At 53.4% G+C, this 16,110-nt stretch carries 14 protein-coding genes; all 14 read right to left on the reverse strand.

The features are described 5' to 3' along the window. Window positions 1-11: 11 nt before the first annotated feature. Complete coding sequence (locus HP555_RS03440) at window positions 12-929, reverse strand: DMT family transporter (RefSeq protein ID WP_199263799.1); 918 nt, start codon at window positions 927-929, stop codon at window positions 12-14. 32 nt (window positions 930-961) lie between these two features. Next, window positions 962-4,549, reverse strand: a complete 3,588-nt coding sequence (locus HP555_RS03445; RefSeq protein ID WP_199263800.1) for a proline dehydrogenase family protein — start codon at window positions 4,547-4,549, stop codon at window positions 962-964. 402 nt (window positions 4,550-4,951) lie between these two features. Next, window positions 4,952-5,377 (reverse strand): response regulator, encoded by a 426-nt coding sequence (locus tag HP555_RS03450; protein ID WP_199263801.1) that lies wholly within the window; start codon window positions 5,375-5,377, stop codon window positions 4,952-4,954. A gap of 647 nt (window positions 5,378-6,024) precedes the next feature. After that, window positions 6,025-6,726 (reverse strand): hypothetical protein, encoded by a 702-nt coding sequence (locus HP555_RS03455; protein WP_199263802.1) that lies wholly within the window; start codon window positions 6,724-6,726, stop codon window positions 6,025-6,027. Between the two features lies 1 nt (window position 6,727). Continuing rightward, on the reverse strand, window positions 6,728-8,008 hold the full coding sequence (locus tag HP555_RS03460; RefSeq protein WP_199263803.1) for a sulfite exporter TauE/SafE family protein: 1,281 nt from the start codon (window positions 8,006-8,008) through the stop codon (window positions 6,728-6,730). A 63-nt stretch (window positions 8,009-8,071) separates the two neighbouring features. Continuing rightward, window positions 8,072-8,500 carry a response regulator gene (locus HP555_RS03465; RefSeq protein ID WP_199263804.1) on the reverse strand — a complete coding sequence of 143 codons (429 nt, stop codon included), beginning with the start codon at window positions 8,498-8,500 and terminating at the stop codon, window positions 8,072-8,074. Between the two features lie 243 nt (window positions 8,501-8,743). Next, a complete protein-coding gene (locus HP555_RS03470; RefSeq protein ID WP_199263805.1) occupies window positions 8,744-9,277 on the reverse strand; it encodes a helix-turn-helix domain-containing protein in 534 nt (177 codons plus the stop codon). Window positions 9,278-9,794: 517 nt separating this feature from the next. Further along, window positions 9,795-10,178, reverse strand: a complete 384-nt coding sequence (locus tag HP555_RS03475; protein WP_199263806.1) for a response regulator transcription factor — start codon at window positions 10,176-10,178, stop codon at window positions 9,795-9,797. A 39-nt stretch (window positions 10,179-10,217) separates the two neighbouring features. After that, complete coding sequence (locus HP555_RS03480) at window positions 10,218-10,559, reverse strand: NifB/NifX family molybdenum-iron cluster-binding protein (protein ID WP_199263807.1); 342 nt, start codon at window positions 10,557-10,559, stop codon at window positions 10,218-10,220. Beyond that, window positions 10,556-11,977, reverse strand: coding sequence for a sigma-54 interaction domain-containing protein (locus HP555_RS03485; protein ID WP_199263808.1), 1,422 nt, complete (start codon window positions 11,975-11,977; stop codon window positions 10,556-10,558). The genes HP555_RS03480 and HP555_RS03485 overlap by 4 nt, the downstream gene beginning before the upstream one ends. 120 nt (window positions 11,978-12,097) lie before the next feature. Continuing rightward, entirely contained in the window at window positions 12,098-13,384 is a 1,287-nt protein-coding gene (gene nhaD, locus HP555_RS03490) for a sodium:proton antiporter NhaD (RefSeq protein ID WP_199263809.1), read from the reverse strand. A 97-nt stretch (window positions 13,385-13,481) separates the two neighbouring features. Further along, the gene (locus HP555_RS03495) at window positions 13,482-14,972 is read right to left on the reverse strand and encodes an SLC13 family permease (RefSeq protein WP_199263810.1); all 1,491 of its coding nucleotides are present in this window, start codon (window positions 14,970-14,972) and stop codon (window positions 13,482-13,484) included. A gap of 38 nt (window positions 14,973-15,010) precedes the next feature. Beyond that, entirely contained in the window at window positions 15,011-15,529 is a 519-nt protein-coding gene (locus HP555_RS03500) for a CBS domain-containing protein (RefSeq protein ID WP_199263811.1), read from the reverse strand. Between the two features lie 23 nt (window positions 15,530-15,552). Next, window positions 15,553-15,993 carry a response regulator gene (locus HP555_RS03505; protein ID WP_199263812.1) on the reverse strand — a complete coding sequence of 147 codons (441 nt, stop codon included), beginning with the start codon at window positions 15,991-15,993 and terminating at the stop codon, window positions 15,553-15,555. Window positions 15,994-16,110 lie beyond the last annotated feature (117 nt).

The following is a 16,110-nucleotide window of genomic DNA, read 5'->3' on the forward strand; positions in this document are numbered from 1 at the left end:
CAGCGCGATATTCACTGTGTCCGATGGGCAGTCCACTCCTGATACAATAGAGAAACCACGATCAAGAACAGCCCGATAAACGTTGCGGGATGGATCTGTTCATCGATGAACAGGTGCAGGAAGAGCAGGGATAAAAATGGCGTCAGGTAGATCAGATTACTGAGGCGGGCCGTTGAAGACGAGAGCTTAAGGGCTGTCATCCAGAGAACAAAGGTCATCCCCATTTCAAACAGCCCGATGTAGATGAGTGCAGGCCAGGCAGCCTGGGGTGGCCGGACAAATCCACCAAACAGGGGGCTGACCAGCAGCGTACAGACCAGTCCGGAACAAAAACCAAGGAAGAGCTTAAGAACCGGATCAACATCGTCTTTGGTATTGAGGAGCCAGAAAAAGGCCCAGATCACTGTTGAGCCGGCGGTCAGAAGCAACCCTGACCCGCTGAGTTCACCAAAGCCGATAAACTGTCCCCGAGTGGCGATTATGATCGCTCCGATAAAACTGACACCAATGGCAGCGAGTTGACGTTTTTTGAGTGATTGCCCCAGGATAGGAGCCGCCAGCAGTGTCAGGACCACGGGCCACCCGTAGTTGAGGGCCATGGCGACCTGACCGGGCAGTCGGGCATAGGCGGCAAAAAGAACCAGGTAGTAACAAAAGGGGTTGAGAATACCGAGTAAGAGAGCCCTCCATACGGCTGAAACCGGGACAACTGTCAGCCCGGCTGATCGGCCCCGGACAAGCAGAAGCAGCAGCAGAGAAAGAGTTGAGATTGCCGTTGCATACAGCAGCAGGGAAAACGGGTCCACATGGCGCAGACCGATCTTGAAGGCCGAAGCTGCGCCACCCCAGAAGAGGATGACCAGGCAGGTGAGAAGCGTGGCTGTTGCCCGCCGGCTCACAGCAGGGCGGAGTTTTTTACGTGTTGACAAAGAGTACCGCCAGGCCTGATCGGATGGACAGCTCAATCCACCGCACGTTCGCCCACATTCCCATACCGGTGATAGTTGTTGCACATTGCCTGCTGCCGCAGATAGTGGAGCAGTTCAAACCGGCCTTCCATGCACACCGGTGTCCGGGCAATCCACGTTCCGGTACGGGCGGCGGCTGTGAGCACTGCAACAGGAACCCGGTCCGGTGCTGCGTAACGCAGGCGCTCCAGACTGCTGATTCGTGCGGCCAGCTGCTCATCGGTTTCAGTTACCAAAGAGACACCGTGCAAGAATCGTTTGCCCTGGTGCCCTGTTAAAAATTCAACGACCTGGTTTGTCAGATCCGGCGGCAGAGAAAGACCGGGGGTGCAGCCGGCGAAGAGAGCGGCGGCACAGCGTGCCAGCGTGGCAAACAGACTGTCATCAGGATGGAGACGAATAACCAGATCCTTGATCGGCAACCAGCGCAGCTGATTGTCCTGACCGCGAAGATGGAAGTAGTCCCGGGTTAGTCCGTAACAGGTTTCCATACTGTGGATATAGCTGGTTACCGCTCTGATGGTCTGTTCAAGATCCCCCCGAAATGACGGCCAGTGCCCCCATCGGAGCAGACGACGCCACTCCTGTGTGATCACAAAAAGTCTGTGCTCACCGCTGGGCGGTGTCATTGCAGGCGGCTCGGTTTCCGTGACACACATGAACTGACTCACGTACTCGATACTTCCGGCCTTGAGCCCCGGCCCCAGGGATGATTTCCCCATCCCCCCAAAGGGTTGACGCAGGACAATGGCGCCGGTGGTGGAACGGTTGATGTACAGGTTACCGGCCCTGATCCGTGCCTTCCATGTCTCCTGCTCCCGGGTGTCCAGGCTCTCCAGGCCACTGGTCAGACCGTAACCGGTCTGATTGACAAGGTTGATCGCCTCATTGAGATTCTCGGCCCGCATCACCCCCAAAACCGGCCCGAACAGTTCGGTCAGATGGGTGAAACTTCCCGGTCGGACCCCGTACTTAATACCCGGCGACCAGAGCTGTGGATTTCCATTGACCATGGTTGGCGCCAGGGCCCACTCCTCACCGGCCTCCAGGGTGGTCAGCCCTCGCAGCAGCTCACCGGCAGGTGGCCGAATGAGCGGTCCGAGGCGGGTGGCAAAATCCCATGCTGAACCGACCTGTATGCTGGCAGCGGCATCCACCAGCTGCCGACGAAAACGACTGTCGTCATAGACTGTTTTTTCTAAAATAAGCAGTGAAGTGGCGCTGCATTTCTGACCGCTGTTTGAAAACGCCGAGTGAAGGACGTTTTTAACTGCCTGGTCGCGATCGGCCATGTCGGTGACGATGGTGGCGTTCTTGCCGCCGGTTTCTGCCGCCAGATACACCCCCGGACTTTGCGCGAGGATACGCAGACCGGTCTCGGTTCCACCGGTGAGGATGATGGCGGACACACGCTCATCCGCAGTGAGGATCGGGGCAACGTCCGCACCCGAACAGGGAAGGAACTGCAGCGTTTTTTGCGAAACGCCGGCCTCCCAGAAACATTGGCAGAGACGATAGCCGGTCAGCACGGCATCTGATGAGGGCTTGAAGATAACCGTATTGCCAGCGGCCAGTGCTGCGGCAATCCCGCCGCAGGGGATGGCGATGGGGAAATTCCACGGCGCAATAACCAGCACCGTACCCTGCCCAGAGAGCTGCACGTTCGGTAAGGTATCAAATTCGGAGGCTGCCAGGGGATACAACTCGGTGAAATCAATCGCCTCGGAAACCTCAATATCGGCCTCGGTGCAGATCTTACCGGTTTCAGCCATCGCCATCCCGACAAGATCCGCCCGGGCGGCCCTGAGAGCCATGGCTGCCTGTGACAACACCCGGTGCCGCTCACGGCTGTTCAAACGGCGCCAGCCATCCGTATCAGCAGTTGCAGCCGTCAGAGCGCGGTGGGCATCCTCAGCCACACCCCGGACATAACGGCCAACGAGCATTCCAGGGCGACTGGGATCATGACAGTCGACAACCGGACGATCTTGCGCAAGGATTTCACCGTTAATAACCAGAGGAACAGCAATCACCTCTTCCTCTTGCACCTTGTGCCATTGCTCGCGAATTGCCTCAACCCAGCCGCGGTTAGCAGCCAGAGCCCAGTCTGTATCCGGCTCATTGACAAAAAACGAGCGCGGGACAACAGGCTTTTGTGCGGTAAAGGTTTCAGCCCCGCGGTTCTGGGTACGATTGGGAGTTGTCCGGACGGTCGTTGTGCAGGAACGGCGAAATCCAGCCTCAAGCATCTTCCATTGAGGGGAGCCGACCTTAAGACGGGGGGCAAATCGCAAAAAATTTTCCGGGGCGGTATTTTCATCCAAACGGCGGATCAGGTAGGCAACGGCATTGATAAACTCGTGTTGAGCGGCAACCGGTGCATACAGGAGCAGGTCTGCCCCTGATTCCTGAAGAGCACGGCGTACATGATCAGCCATGCCTTCCAGCATCTCGTAACAGAAAAAAGATTCAACACCGTTGGCCCTGGCAAGGACACCGGCATAGGCAAGGTCAAAGAGATTATGGGAGGCTATACCAAGATGCACCGCACGGATATTTTCCGGCTGCATCCCGTAGGCGATCATCTGTTTGAAGTTGGCATCAACCTCCAGTTTGGTATCGTAGGGTGCCTGCGGCCAGTTGTTTAAGGCGGCATCAAGCTTTTCCATCTCCATGTTGGCCCCTTTCACGATCCTGAGTTTGATGGGACCGCCCCCCCGGGCCTGTCGCTTTTGCGCCCAGGCGGTCAGCTCCTGCTGAATGGCATAACTGTCCGGCAGATAGGCCTGGAGCACGATACCGGCTGAAAGTTCAAGAAACTCCTCCTGGTCTAAGGTCGTTGTAAACACATGATAGGTAATCTCCAGATCCCGGTACTCTTCCATATCCAGGTTGACAAATTTAGCACCAGTGGTGCCGTCGGGACGGTTGACACTGTGTTTCCCGGCTGCCCGGTAGATAGCGGTCAGGCGCTCCCTGAGGAGATCAACGGTCTGCCTGAAGGCCAGAGAACTGATCTGAGAGTAGAGGGTGGAAATTTTAATGGAGATACATTCAATCTCCGGGTCAGCCATGTCTTGCATGTAGGTGGCCAGCCGATGGGCGGCCTCTTCTTCACCGAGAACCGCCTCACCGAGGTGGTTGATGTTCATACGCACACCCTGCTGGTGGCGCTGACGAAGATGGGCGTGCAACCGGTCCAGCTCTCCCGGAAGAATGACCTGCCCGGCTCCGGAACGCATTCCCTTGATCAGGGGCGAGACCACCGGTGCAGTCAACTGTGGAGGCAAGGATGCGAACAGACGGAGCGCCAGCCGTTCCGTCAAGGTCAGGCTGCGGGGCAAACCGTGCTTGCGGAGCAGGCTGCGGAGCTGATCAGCCACCCTCTGGTGGGAATCAGGCCGAAAACTCTGATCAATAATGCGACTGAGGAGCACCTTGTCTCCGGGATTGGCCATCAGCCGCTGTAAGCGGCGCTGATAGCCCTGTTCAGCACGGGTAAGCAGCTGGTTGGCACGATTTTGCCACTGTTCGGCCAGGGTCACTGTCTGGTCAATGATCAACGGATCGAGGTCGGGCATGGGATCACCTTGCAGTGCAGAGAATGAGATAATAAAATCGCTATGTTGGATAGGGATATCCAGAGGAAAACCATCTGGGCCGAAAAGAGATCTGCCCGGGTTGCAAAGCAGCGGGAAGTTAACCTGATCAGCCTGTGCATGGTGGATCTACCCACGGCTGCCGGAGTCGATTCGATGTCCTGATCGCGGCTCTTTGCAGAGACACTATTTTCCGGATGCCTGGAGCTGAAATCCAGACTGTCGGGGTCGTTGATACAGAGCAGCAGACTCGTGTTCATGGGGCAGCCGAATGTGTACTCCGGCGCATCGGTCTGTTCACCGTTCTGCAGTTCAGGCCACCGGAACAGCCCGGTATATCTGTCGGATACACAAAGAGTTGATCCGGTGCAACTGAAGGGATAGTTACAGGGTTTTATCCTCAAGGTTGATCAGGGCCTTCTGAGCTGCCAGCTCCACCTTTTCGATGAGTTCACGGACATCAATGGGCTTGAGACAGTAATCAAAGGCCCCGCTTTCCATTCCCTCTATTCCGGATTGCACGGAAGCGTGGCCGGTGAGAATAATCACCTCAACCAGTGGCCAGTGTTCTTTGATCTTACGCAGGCACTGAATGCCGTCCATGCCGGGCATGTTCATGTCCATGATCACCACATCCAGGCGTTGATCTTCCAAAAGTTCCAGCGCTTCAAAACAGCTTCCGGAAACACTGAGACGGATCCCGGCCCGGCCCAGGTGCTTTTGCATGATCTCCTTGAACTCGGACTCATCATCAACCAGCAGCAGATGAATTTTTAATGCAGCATCAAGGCCTGCAAACTGATTACTCATGGTTCAGCTTGTCCTTTATCTCGTGAATAACGCTGACTGGGCAGCAGTGCACACGGCCATTATTTATCAGCATTTTTTCAGATAGTACACATGAACGGCAAGATGATCGAGACTGTCGAGCTCCCCAGCCGCAGCTGCTCCGATCCTTCTCCGTCCACTGGTCAAGTCTGTCGACTCAGGTATTCATTTTAGACAGACAGGAAAACAGTAACGCCCCATGGCCGGTCTTCCAGCAAAACCGCGACCAGAGCATTCTGTTATCTTGATTTAGCGAACGAGAGTACAACACTTTTCCGAAATAAGAAAATAATTTATCGTGCTCAGGAAAAAGTGAGCCCTGCAATCAAGGGATATCAGCCTGGAGAGACGCCAATTCAAACCGGAATCTGATGGATTCTGCATGCGCCGGAGGAGCTTAAGAAGCAAAATGAGCGGTTGGTTATGTACCATGGGACACGAGCGTGCCCATTGTGCACCGGCTCTGTCAACCCGGTCTTGCCGGTGAGCGGAGGACTGCTGTGATCTGAGGTTTGTACAGGTGGCGGCACAACATCTGGTCGCACCGGGTTATGGTACTGTCATGGAGAAGGCCGCGACAAGGTCTGTCGCGGCCGTTGCAGGATCAATCCAGATGTTGGAGTGATCGATCAATGGTCAAGCTTGATACCTAAGCCTTCAAACAAGTACAGCAGCCCGTACCCGTACCACATGGTGTAGATAACGTAAAAGGCCAGCGCGGCAATCAGAAGAACCATCTCTTCCTTCACCGGTTTAGCCTCCACCTCGTAGAAGTTGTAGGCAGGTTCCACAGACTTTGCCATACAGTTTTTAACAAACTTCGCCTGCTCGAATTGACCGGACCCGGTGAAGTCTTTTTCCATGGCATCAAGAGCCTGGTGCCACGAATAAACAACCTGCCGTTCAGTCACCCCATACTTGGTTTTCAGAGCGGTACCGTCATTTTTGTACATGAGATCAGCATCGCTGAGTATGGTGGCCATCATTGCTCCGAAATCACCACTCACCTGTACCTGGTCACCTTCAGTGGTGGCATCGATGGTGTTCGTGGTCAACAGCTGGGCAACAATGGCGGCGTCGGCTTCATTTTTCATCTTCAACGTGGCAGAAAACTGCTGCCCGTCGTACTTCTTTGCCTGTTCCAGCTGACCGGGGATATAATAGGCTGAACTTTTTGCCAACTGGTTGAAAAAGTTATCAAGATAATCGAGTCCGTTCACCTTCTGACCACCTGCACCTGGAAACAGCGGCGAAAAGATGGCAAAAAGAACGACGAAGAAGGAGGCCAGCAGGACTATGCTGGTGGTTTTAAGTTGTGCTGAACTAGCCATATCAGTTCACCTCTTTTGGTCTCAGAACACTGAGGTTGGAGAAAAAGCAGTAAAAAACCCATACCGCAAAGGTAGTGATAATGATGAAAAATCCGGCATTACCTATCATGTCAGCGATTTTAATGACGTCTTGCGACAGGCTGATATAACCCATCTTTACCAGTTTGTCGGGAAGAGCACAGACCCGGTTCAGGAAACCCGCGCTGACGGTTATCGCATAGAATCCGCGGATAGTGGTCCCTGGAACCACCTTGGTAACAATTGAACCGATCTGGATACCGATCAGTGAGCCAAGCAGCATGCCCATGGCCAGGGTATAGAAGATGAAGCCATAGATGGCATACTGACCAATGGCGGCGTACCCGGCGGTAAAGACAATCTGGAAGATGTCGGTCCCGACGGTGGTCATGGAGGAGACGCCCAAACCGTAGACGAACATCGGGAAGGTCAGAAATCCGCCGCCAACGCCCATGATCGCCGCTGCCATACCAACGATAAACCCGGAGATAACCAGAAAGAGAGCCGATATCCGGCGACCGCCGGGGGTAACAGATTCATCAAAGGTCAGCATCGGCGGAATATTGATGGACTGCAGACGTTTACCCATTGCCGGAATCTCTTCAGCGATCCTGGTTGCTCCTTCTGCAACCACCACCTTCTTGGAACGGGATTTGAGATAATCGCTCATGGCATAGTAGGCCAGGAAACCAAGGATAATCACATAAACAGAGGTGATAAACATGTCACTTAAGACCGGATTGGCGTCATAAATACTCCGGTTGATGTAACCGCCGACCGTGGTTCCCACAACGGCACCGATCAGAAAGGTCACCGCCAGCGACACCGAGATATTACCGAGCTTGCGATGGAGAACCGAGCCCATGATCGCCTTGGCAAAGATGTGAAACAGGTCCGTACCGACTGCAAGGATACCTTTGACGCCGGCACTCATCAGCGCCGGTGCGATAATAAAGCCGCCACCAGCCCCGATACAACCGGTGATCAGACCGGCACACAGGCCGACCAGCACAGAGGCACCGAAAATAAGGTTGGTATAATGAGAGGGGCCATAGGCCGACTTACCGCCGATAAAAGACGGCAACGCCTGGCCGATGGCGTCTGCAAAGGCATACCCTCCCAAAAAGACGGGAATCATCAGTAAACCGAGCACCAGCAGCCGCTTGCGACTCTTCAGAATGTTGGTGGACATTTCCAATTCCCATCGGGCATGGGCCCTGGCCCCGGCCATCATGAATTGGTTCAGATCACGAAAAAAATTCATTGTTTTCTCCTTTCTGCTGTCAATGCAAACAGCCTGATTGTTGTGGACGAAAACCCCACCGATTCAGCTCGGCCGGGACATATCTTTTTTAATTTGGGCCATCTCGATTTTTTCCTGCTGACTCCGCTTGCGCTCATAGGCGGCATTGAGTTTTTCAACCAGCGGATCGAGTTCCATGGGCTTCATCAGATAATCAAAGGCGCCATATTTAATGCCGTTGATTCCGGATTCCACCGATGCATGTCCCGTGAGCATGACAACTTCGGTCATCGGTGCAATTCGTTTGATCTCCCGCAGAGTTTCGATACCGTCACGACCCGGCATTTTCACGTCGAGCAAAACAACATCATAGTTTTTCCTGGTGATCATTTCCAAAGCTGTGTCTCCGTCCGGTGCGCTTTCGCATTCAAGATCGCGCTTCGTCAGACGTTTGGTGGTCATTTCACGAAATTCCTCTTCATCATCAACAATCAAAACAGTGTACAGTGCCATAATATTCCTCCTCTTTGTTGGGGGTGCGGATACAGAACAACGGGATACCTGCGGACGGCTTCAACCGAAAAGCAGTGGCCCGTAAAACGATTCGACAGGGAGAAACCGGGAACAGACCAATGGATTCTCCCGTCGGGGTTTTTCCTGATAAGAGGTCACGACGATATGGAAGCCGTCGCGCTGTTGGTCTCCCCTTTTTGACATATACTGATGCAGAGAAGCGGTTCATCCTGTTTTCCTCTGTCATTCGTTCAGAAACTGGTCGAGCCCTGAAGTCCGGCCGCTGGTCAGTGTGAAAATCGGGATGGAGCTGTTCGCACTTCGGTGCAGGACACTTTCAGTATCCTGGTGGCTGGTTTCCTCCTGCAAAAGAACAATTTTATCCGGGTTGAAGGTGATGATCTTGAGCTCGATATTGTCGTCGAGTCGAACAACATCGAAGATATAGGAGGTTTGTTGGCGCAGCCGGTACAGTGCCCAGATGACTTCGGTGGTCACTGCATGGTGAATGGACTCACCCGCAAGAACAAACAGTACTTTTTTACTGTTGCCTTGCAGCAGACGGGCCGGAATAGGTATATTGTGCCGGACAAGGTGCTGCACCAGGTCATGTGAATGGATCAGCTTCTTTCCGCCGATATCGATGACCGGGATGACTCCCTTTTCAATCCACTTTTCAAACCGCTCATCAGAAACAGAGCAGATGACCGCAGCCTGTTGCAGATCGAGGTACTCGTGACCACTCGATACATGTTGTGAGCTGGTCTGATTTGTCATGTCTTCTCCCTGCTGTCACTGGAAAATCATCGATTCCCTGTCTTTTGATTTGCACAGAAGAGACCAGTCTCGGACCTTTCGCTATATAATTATTTTTTATATGTAATATCAGTTCATTGAAAGCAACGGGCTTTGTGACACGTCAATGATTCACAAGACTCTTCTGTGTACATCCGGTAACACACAAAAAGACATCTCTATGCAACTAATTGATATTACTGATTAAAACTGAATGTGTAAAAACAGTGACAACCGTCGTGTTTTCCATTGTTTTGTGCATGAATGGTAACAGAAGAAAAAATGAGAACCTGCGGGAATGAAATAAGGACATACGCCTGTATCAGGCCCCTGGGCGCATATCTGACAGGTGATACACCACCTGAAAAAGAGAACCGTTCTGCCTGCGCTTTGACAGGCACACAGCAGTGTAGAGATTCTGACAGAACGGGGAACAGGCAAGGCAGGGACACAGCAGCACCTGATCTGCCGCTATGCGAAAGAATGACCGGAACCGTCGTCACTCCATGGTGGAGATGTGCCGGTTGCAGGCCAGATGGATTTTTTCGATCAGCTCTCCCAATTCAACAGGTTGAGGGAGGCTGTCAAAGGCACCGAGTTCCAGACCTCGTATACCGGTTGTCGTGGCTCCCTTGCAGATGAGCAGAATAACCTCAATATTCCGATTGCGGCTTCTGAGCAGACGCAACGTTTCAAGGTCATCATCATGCTCAGCCCGAAGATTGAGGACCACCACGTCCGGAGGTCGCACCAGGACGGTTTCCAGTGCTTCACGCCGGTTATCAGCGGCAGTGGCATCAAAGCCCCATGAACGTAACCGATCGGTAAGGATGTCGCTGAATTCCTCATCTTCGGCAATGGTAAGCACGCGAACAGGTTGCATACAGTGCTCCAGCGGCTTGACGCACACTGTTGATGGAGGTCATTCAACCTGTGCTGACGGTAAAATCATGCCGGACAGCAACTCTCCCTCCAGATAACGCTGCAGGGCCTCTGCATGGCTGCCGATGACCCCGTCATACACCTTGATCTTTTTCCAGATAAAAAATTTATGATAACTCTCTTCAATGCCGCCGCAGATCACACAGTCGACCCCTTCCTTGACAATGAGATCGCTTAACTCTTCAGCACTTCGGTGAGGCAGAATAATTGTCCGGGGTTCACCATGCAGGCGCTGACCGTCATGTTCAGCAATCATGACCTCCGTGGCCTGATCAAACCTGGGGGCTATGCTGGAGTCTTGAATAGTGAGGAGTATCTTCATCCCTGTTCGTTGTTCGGTTCGGTTGGGCTCATCAGGCCATGGATTTTAAGTTTACGCCAGAGTGTCGTACGTCCCCATCCCAGCAGGGCAGCAGCTTTGGAGCGATTACCGCGGGTTTGCGTCAGGGTATCGATAATCATCTCCTTTTCAATGCTCAGCCAGTCTCTGTTGGTCTCCCGGGGACGATCAGGTCTTTCCGGGATTGAAGAGAAAAGCGGAGAGGCCGCGGACGGTTGGGAGGCTGATCTGGTATGAGCCAGCAACTGTTTTGGTAAGTCATCAACTCCGATCTGCTGGTGTTGGCAGATATTTGTACAGTACTCGACAACATTACGTAACTCGCGGATATTACCGGGAAAGGCATAGTCCATCAGCAAACGGAGAGCTTCATCGCTGAAGGTTTTAACGCTGCCGCCGGTGCGTTCGGCAAAAAACCGCAAAAAATGGTTTATAAGGAAGCGGATATCAGACTCCCGCTCCCGCAACGGCGGTAAATGCAGCTGAAGAACATTGAGCCGGTAAAAAAGATCTTCACGGAACAGTCCCTGAGAGACGCGTTCTTTAAGCGGACGATGGGTGGCCGCGATGATTCGCACATCCACCTGCACCTTGCGTTCACCACCCAGCGGGAAAAACTCGCGGTCATCAAGCACAGAAAGCAGCTTGACCTGGAGCGGTAACGGCATGTCGCCGATTTCCGTCAGGAACAAGGTGCCTCCCTGGGCCAGTCGAAACATACCGGGTTTGTCTTTGGTAGCTCCGGTAAAGGCCCCTTTCACATAACCAAACAACTCTGATTCGAGCAGGGCCTCTGGTAAAGCGCCACAGTTGATCTTGATAAAAGGCTTACTGCCTCTGTTGGATCGCTTGTGAATGGCCTCGGCGATCTTGTCCTTGCCTGTACCGGTTTCACCGGTAATAAGCACCGAAGCCTCGGTATGCGCCATCAGGGGGATCAGTTCAAACACCTCCCGCATCTTGGAACTGTGGCCGATGATCGACTCGGAAATGGCACTGTCGCCCTCCAGACCTGCGGGGCTCACCACTGCAGAGAGGTCATCAAGAACGATGATCAGACCGACTGTCTGTTCATCAACGGTTTGCAGGGGGGTGATGGTAAAACGCATGGGGATCTTGCGACGATCCCGGCTGACGATATCACCTTCAACCACCATGGGATCACCACCGGCAAGCACATCACGAAATGTCCGTCCACGCCGGGCGATGTTGGAACGGAGCACAAAATCAACAAACACACCGTGCGCATCAGCCGACATTACTCCGGTAAGGGCTTCAAGCGTGTTATTAATTGCCACGATCTTGCAGTCCCGATCGGTCACTGCGATACCGTGGGGGACGGCGTTGAGCAATGCCGGATACATGCCTTGCGATAGGATGTGCGTGAAATTGTCATTCATCGTTCTTTCTGATGCCGCACGGAAAATCAATCAGCAGTGTCTCTTCCTGGTCCACTGCCCCCGGTCATGATGCCGGAGGGCAGTGGAAAACAGAACATTACAGCAGTCCATGGAACATGCTCAGTGGAGGAGCTTGTACTGAGCAATATATACAAAAATGCCGCCAAAATAGCCGACAGCGGCCAACAGGCCTATCTTCCGAGCATACCAGAAGAAATGAATCTTCTCCAGTCCCATCGCAGCAACACCGGCAGCAGAACCGATGATGAGGATGGAGCCGCCGGTTCCGGCACAGTAGGCTAAAAATTCCCATAAAAAGCTGTCGGTTGGATAGGTGGCCATGGGATACATGCCCATGGAGGCGGCAACCAGCGGGACATTGTCGACCACGGCACTGACCAGACCGATCAGGGTAACAATGATATCCTCACGACCTATGGTCTGGGTCAGCCAGGCAGCCAGATTGCCCAGGATATGTGAGTGTTCCAGGGTGGAAACAGCCAACAGGATGCCGATGAAGAAGACGATGCTGCTCATATCGATCCGGCTCAGAGCATTGACCAGGCTGAGATGTTGCTTGAAATCATTTTCCGGTTTTTTCCGATGAAGGATCTCTCCGACCAGCCAGAGGATCCCAACGCCGAAAAGGATGCCCATGAAGGGCGGCAGATGGGTGACCGCCTTGAAGATCGGCACGGAGATCAGGGTTGCCATCCCCATAAAGAACATAAAGTTCTGCTCAAAGGAAGTGGTCTCAAACCCGGGCCGACGCTCAACAGAACTGGGGGAAACAACCTCCCGGCCGCGCATGCTGTAACTGGTGATGATCAACGGGATAAGCAGGCAGACAATAGAGGGGAGCACCACCCCTTTGATGATGTTGAGGCTCGTGATCTGACCGCCTATCCACAGCATGGTGGTGGTCACGTCACCGATCGGGCTGAAGGCGCCGCCGGCATTGGCGGCGATAACGATCATCCCGGCAAAAAACAGCCGGTCGTCATGGCGATCCAGCAGTTTCTTGACCAGGGAGATCATGACAATGGTGGTGGTCAGGTTATCAAGGATAGCACTGAGAAAAAAAGTGACAAAGCAGACCAGCCAGAGCAGGGTGCTCAGTTTGGTGGTCCTGATTCGACTGGTGATGGTGTAAAAACCGTTGTGGGCATCAACCACCTCGACGATGGTCATCGCACCCATAAGAAAGAAGATGATCTGAGCAGTGGCAGACACTGATTCCCGCAGATTTTCGGCAACAAGAACAGTGTCGCTGCTGTTCAGGGCATAGATTGTCCAAAGCAGACCTGCAGCCAGCAGAGCTGAAGCCGACTTGTTCACCTTGAGCGGATGCTCAAGGGCAATGGCCGCATAGGCCAGCACAAAAACAATAACCAGGGCGGTGAGCATGGTAACTCCTGAAGAAACCGATAAAAGATGATAAGTTACCCTCCTCCGGAGTGCTCCCGAAGGAGGGTGAGCCGCAAAACTGTGTGTTGGTTATTATTTATTGTTGTATTGGAGCGAACACCTCCATGCCCATCAGCGGCCAGACAAAGGACACAAAGGCCCACAGAACTACCATCAGCATGATGGATGCCAGGATCCCGAACTTGAGAAATTCGCCGGGGGTGAACTGCTTGGAGTTGTAGGCAATGGCGTTGGGAGCAGCGCCGATCAGGAGCATAAAGGGCATACCGGCCGTGGCCAGAGCGGAGAAGAGAATAACCTCACCGGCAACCCCCAGATAAGGGGCAATAACCAGGGCCACGGGCAGGGAGATGGCAATGGCGGCAACGTTCATGATGGAGTTCGTCATGACCAGTACAAAAAAGGCCATTCCCATGATAAAGACCACTGCCGGGGCCTTCTGAAACAGCACCAGCCAGTTGACAGCCATCCACTTGGCCGCACCGGTCTGCCAGAGACAGAAACCGATGGACATGGCACCGGCGAACAGCAGGATGATGTTCCACGGAATATCTTCCAGATCATCAAGATCAAGGATCTTGCAGACAAAAAACAGGATGGTGGAGCTGAGCAGGATACCGGTCTTGTCCAGATTGTCCAACGCCGGGATAAAGCTTTTCAGAGCGATGAGCAGAACCACACCGAAGATGATGCAGGCCGCCACAATTTCATTACGGGTGATACCACCCAACTCCTTGTACATCCGGGAGGCTTTTTCTTTCAACCCGGGAATACGATCCCGTTCAGGTTTACTGAGGACCATGAAAAAACCCCACAGCAGAAAGGTCATGAGCCAACCCAGGGGGAACATGTAGTAGGTCAGCGTGCCAAAACCGATTTCCACATTCATCATGTCTTTATAAAAACCAAGGGCCACAGCGCCGCGAGCAGCACCCAGGAGGGTTACCACGGAACCGGCACCGGCTACATAGGCCATACCCATGAACAGACACCTGCCGAACTTAGTGGGTGTCTTCTCATTCGTGTACAGGGCATAGATTGCCATCAGCAGCGGAAACATGGTGGCGGCAACGGCGGTGTGGGCCATGACATGGGTCAGGGCGGCGGTCATGAGGAAACAGCCGAGCATGATCATCGATGTTCGTTCACCGATGATTGAGAGCATCTTGTAGGCGATCCGGCGGGTCAGACCGGTCTTGGTAAAGACCATGCCGATGACCACTGAACCGAAGATAAACAGTACCGAGGGATCCATATAGTCTTTAAAAGCCTCGGTCGGGGTACGAATGAGAAACAGGGCCTGCAAGGTACCAATCAAAAGACTGGTAACACCGATCGGCACCACTTCAAAGATCCACCAGGTGGCGGCAACGGCAAAGACAGCCAGCGCACCCTTGGCCTCTTTGGACAGTACAAAATGTTCTCCCTTGGGATCAATGGCATCCGGCCACGGGGGAGCGTAATAGATAATAAAAAACAGGGCGAGTCCGCCGACGAGAAACAGGGTGCGCTTCCAGTCGAACGGGGCCTTCGTTTCCGGGAGTTCTTTGACGATCATAGCAGACATGGTTTTTTTCCTTTAGCAGTAAACGGGCACGGAAGGGCTTACAGTGAACACCTGGAAGCCAGGGCTTGAAACACGTCGACCAGGAGGATAACACCGATAACGGTATCATTCTCGACCACCGGCAGCGAGCAGAGCCGCTGATCCACCATCACTTCCGCAGCATGGAGCGGATGCAGACGAGCCTCAATCGATTCAATCGGCGGCTGCATGAATCCACGGACCGGCTGCCCCCCCTGGCGTTTGCATTCTTCCTGAAAGCTGTCTTCCATTAAAATGGCCAACTCGGAAAAATATATGGGCTTACCGTAAAAAAAAGATCGCTTCCGATCAAGAAACAGGCTCGGGAAATAACAGGTCAGAATGTTCCGCAGGGTCAGGCGGCCGACATACTGGAAGTGTCTGTTGATCACCAGCAGCTCGTTGTACTTCAGTCTGCCGTTGTCATCAACGTGGGTGAAGAGCTGCCCCACAGCATCGTGCACCGGAGCATTGGCGCGCACGTGGGGATACTGTTCCAGCGGGATAATAAGGTCCTTGATAATGGGCATTGTATTCATGCCTTTCTCCTTGTGGGTTGAGGTTACCAGCTCTTGCTCTTGACGATCCTGCGCAATTCTTCCTGTGATTGCTTTTGCAGGACCAGCATCTTCTGGCCTTTGGCCTCACCGATCTTTTCCAGGAGCTCGGAGAGCTCAACAGGCTTCTGCAGAAAGTCGGTAGCACCGAGCTTCATGGCTTCTACGCCGCTCTTTATGGAGCCGTGACCGGTGAGCATGATGATCTCCGCCCCGGGGTTATCGGCCTTGATCCGACGCAGGGTCTCCAGACCGTCGATACCGGGCATGGACAGATCAACAACAATAGCATCATACTCCTGTTCTTTGGCCTCGATAACCGCCTGCTCACCGCTGGTGACGGCACTCACCTTCAGTCCCCGCAGCTCAAGCCGATTAGACAATGTTTCCAGAAATTCTTTTTCGTCGTCAACGAGCAGAACCTTTGCCTCCATGTTATTCTCCATAGTCTCTCCTCTGATACTGTTTTACATTGAAAGTGCGTAGCTGCTTACCACAGATGAGCAATGATATCCGTACCGGAACTGAATCACTATTCAGTTTCAATCAGGAAGTTGCAAGGC

The sequence above is a fragment of the Desulfobulbus oligotrophicus genome (genome assembly GCF_016446285.1).
GTDB lineage: Bacteria > Desulfobacterota > Desulfobulbia > Desulfobulbales > Desulfobulbaceae > Desulfobulbus > Desulfobulbus oligotrophicus.

Excerpts from the sequence above, each read along its gene's own strand:
- HP555_RS03445 (WP_199263800.1), bottom strand. The coding sequence starts at position 4,549 with ATGCCCGACCTCGATCCGTTGATCATTGACCAGACAGTGACCCTGGCC.
- HP555_RS03450 (WP_199263801.1), bottom strand. The coding sequence starts at position 5,377 with ATGAGTAATCAGTTTGCAGGCCTTGATGCTGCATTAAAAATTCATCTG.
- HP555_RS03455 (WP_199263802.1), bottom strand. The coding sequence starts at position 6,726 with ATGGCTAGTTCAGCACAACTTAAAACCACCAGCATAGTCCTGCTGGCC.
- HP555_RS03460 (WP_199263803.1), bottom strand. The coding sequence starts at position 8,008 with ATGAATTTTTTTCGTGATCTGAACCAATTCATGATGGCCGGGGCCAGG.
- HP555_RS03465 (WP_199263804.1), bottom strand. The coding sequence starts at position 8,500 with ATGGCACTGTACACTGTTTTGATTGTTGATGATGAAGAGGAATTTCGT.
- HP555_RS03470 (WP_199263805.1), bottom strand. The coding sequence starts at position 9,277 with ATGACAAATCAGACCAGCTCACAACATGTATCGAGTGGTCACGAGTAC.
- HP555_RS03475 (WP_199263806.1), bottom strand. The coding sequence starts at position 10,178 with ATGCAACCTGTTCGCGTGCTTACCATTGCCGAAGATGAGGAATTCAGC.
- HP555_RS03480 (WP_199263807.1), bottom strand. The coding sequence starts at position 10,559 with ATGAAGATACTCCTCACTATTCAAGACTCCAGCATAGCCCCCAGGTTT.
- HP555_RS03485 (WP_199263808.1), bottom strand. The coding sequence starts at position 11,977 with ATGAATGACAATTTCACGCACATCCTATCGCAAGGCATGTATCCGGCA.
- nhaD (WP_199263809.1), bottom strand. The coding sequence starts at position 13,384 with ATGCTCACCGCCCTGGTTATTGTTTTTGTGCTGGCCTATGCGGCCATT.
- HP555_RS03495 (WP_199263810.1), bottom strand. The coding sequence starts at position 14,972 with ATGTCTGCTATGATCGTCAAAGAACTCCCGGAAACGAAGGCCCCGTTC.
- HP555_RS03500 (WP_199263811.1), bottom strand. The coding sequence starts at position 15,529 with ATGAATACAATGCCCATTATCAAGGACCTTATTATCCCGCTGGAACAG.
- HP555_RS03505 (WP_199263812.1), bottom strand. The coding sequence starts at position 15,993 with ATGGAGAATAACATGGAGGCAAAGGTTCTGCTCGTTGACGACGAAAAA.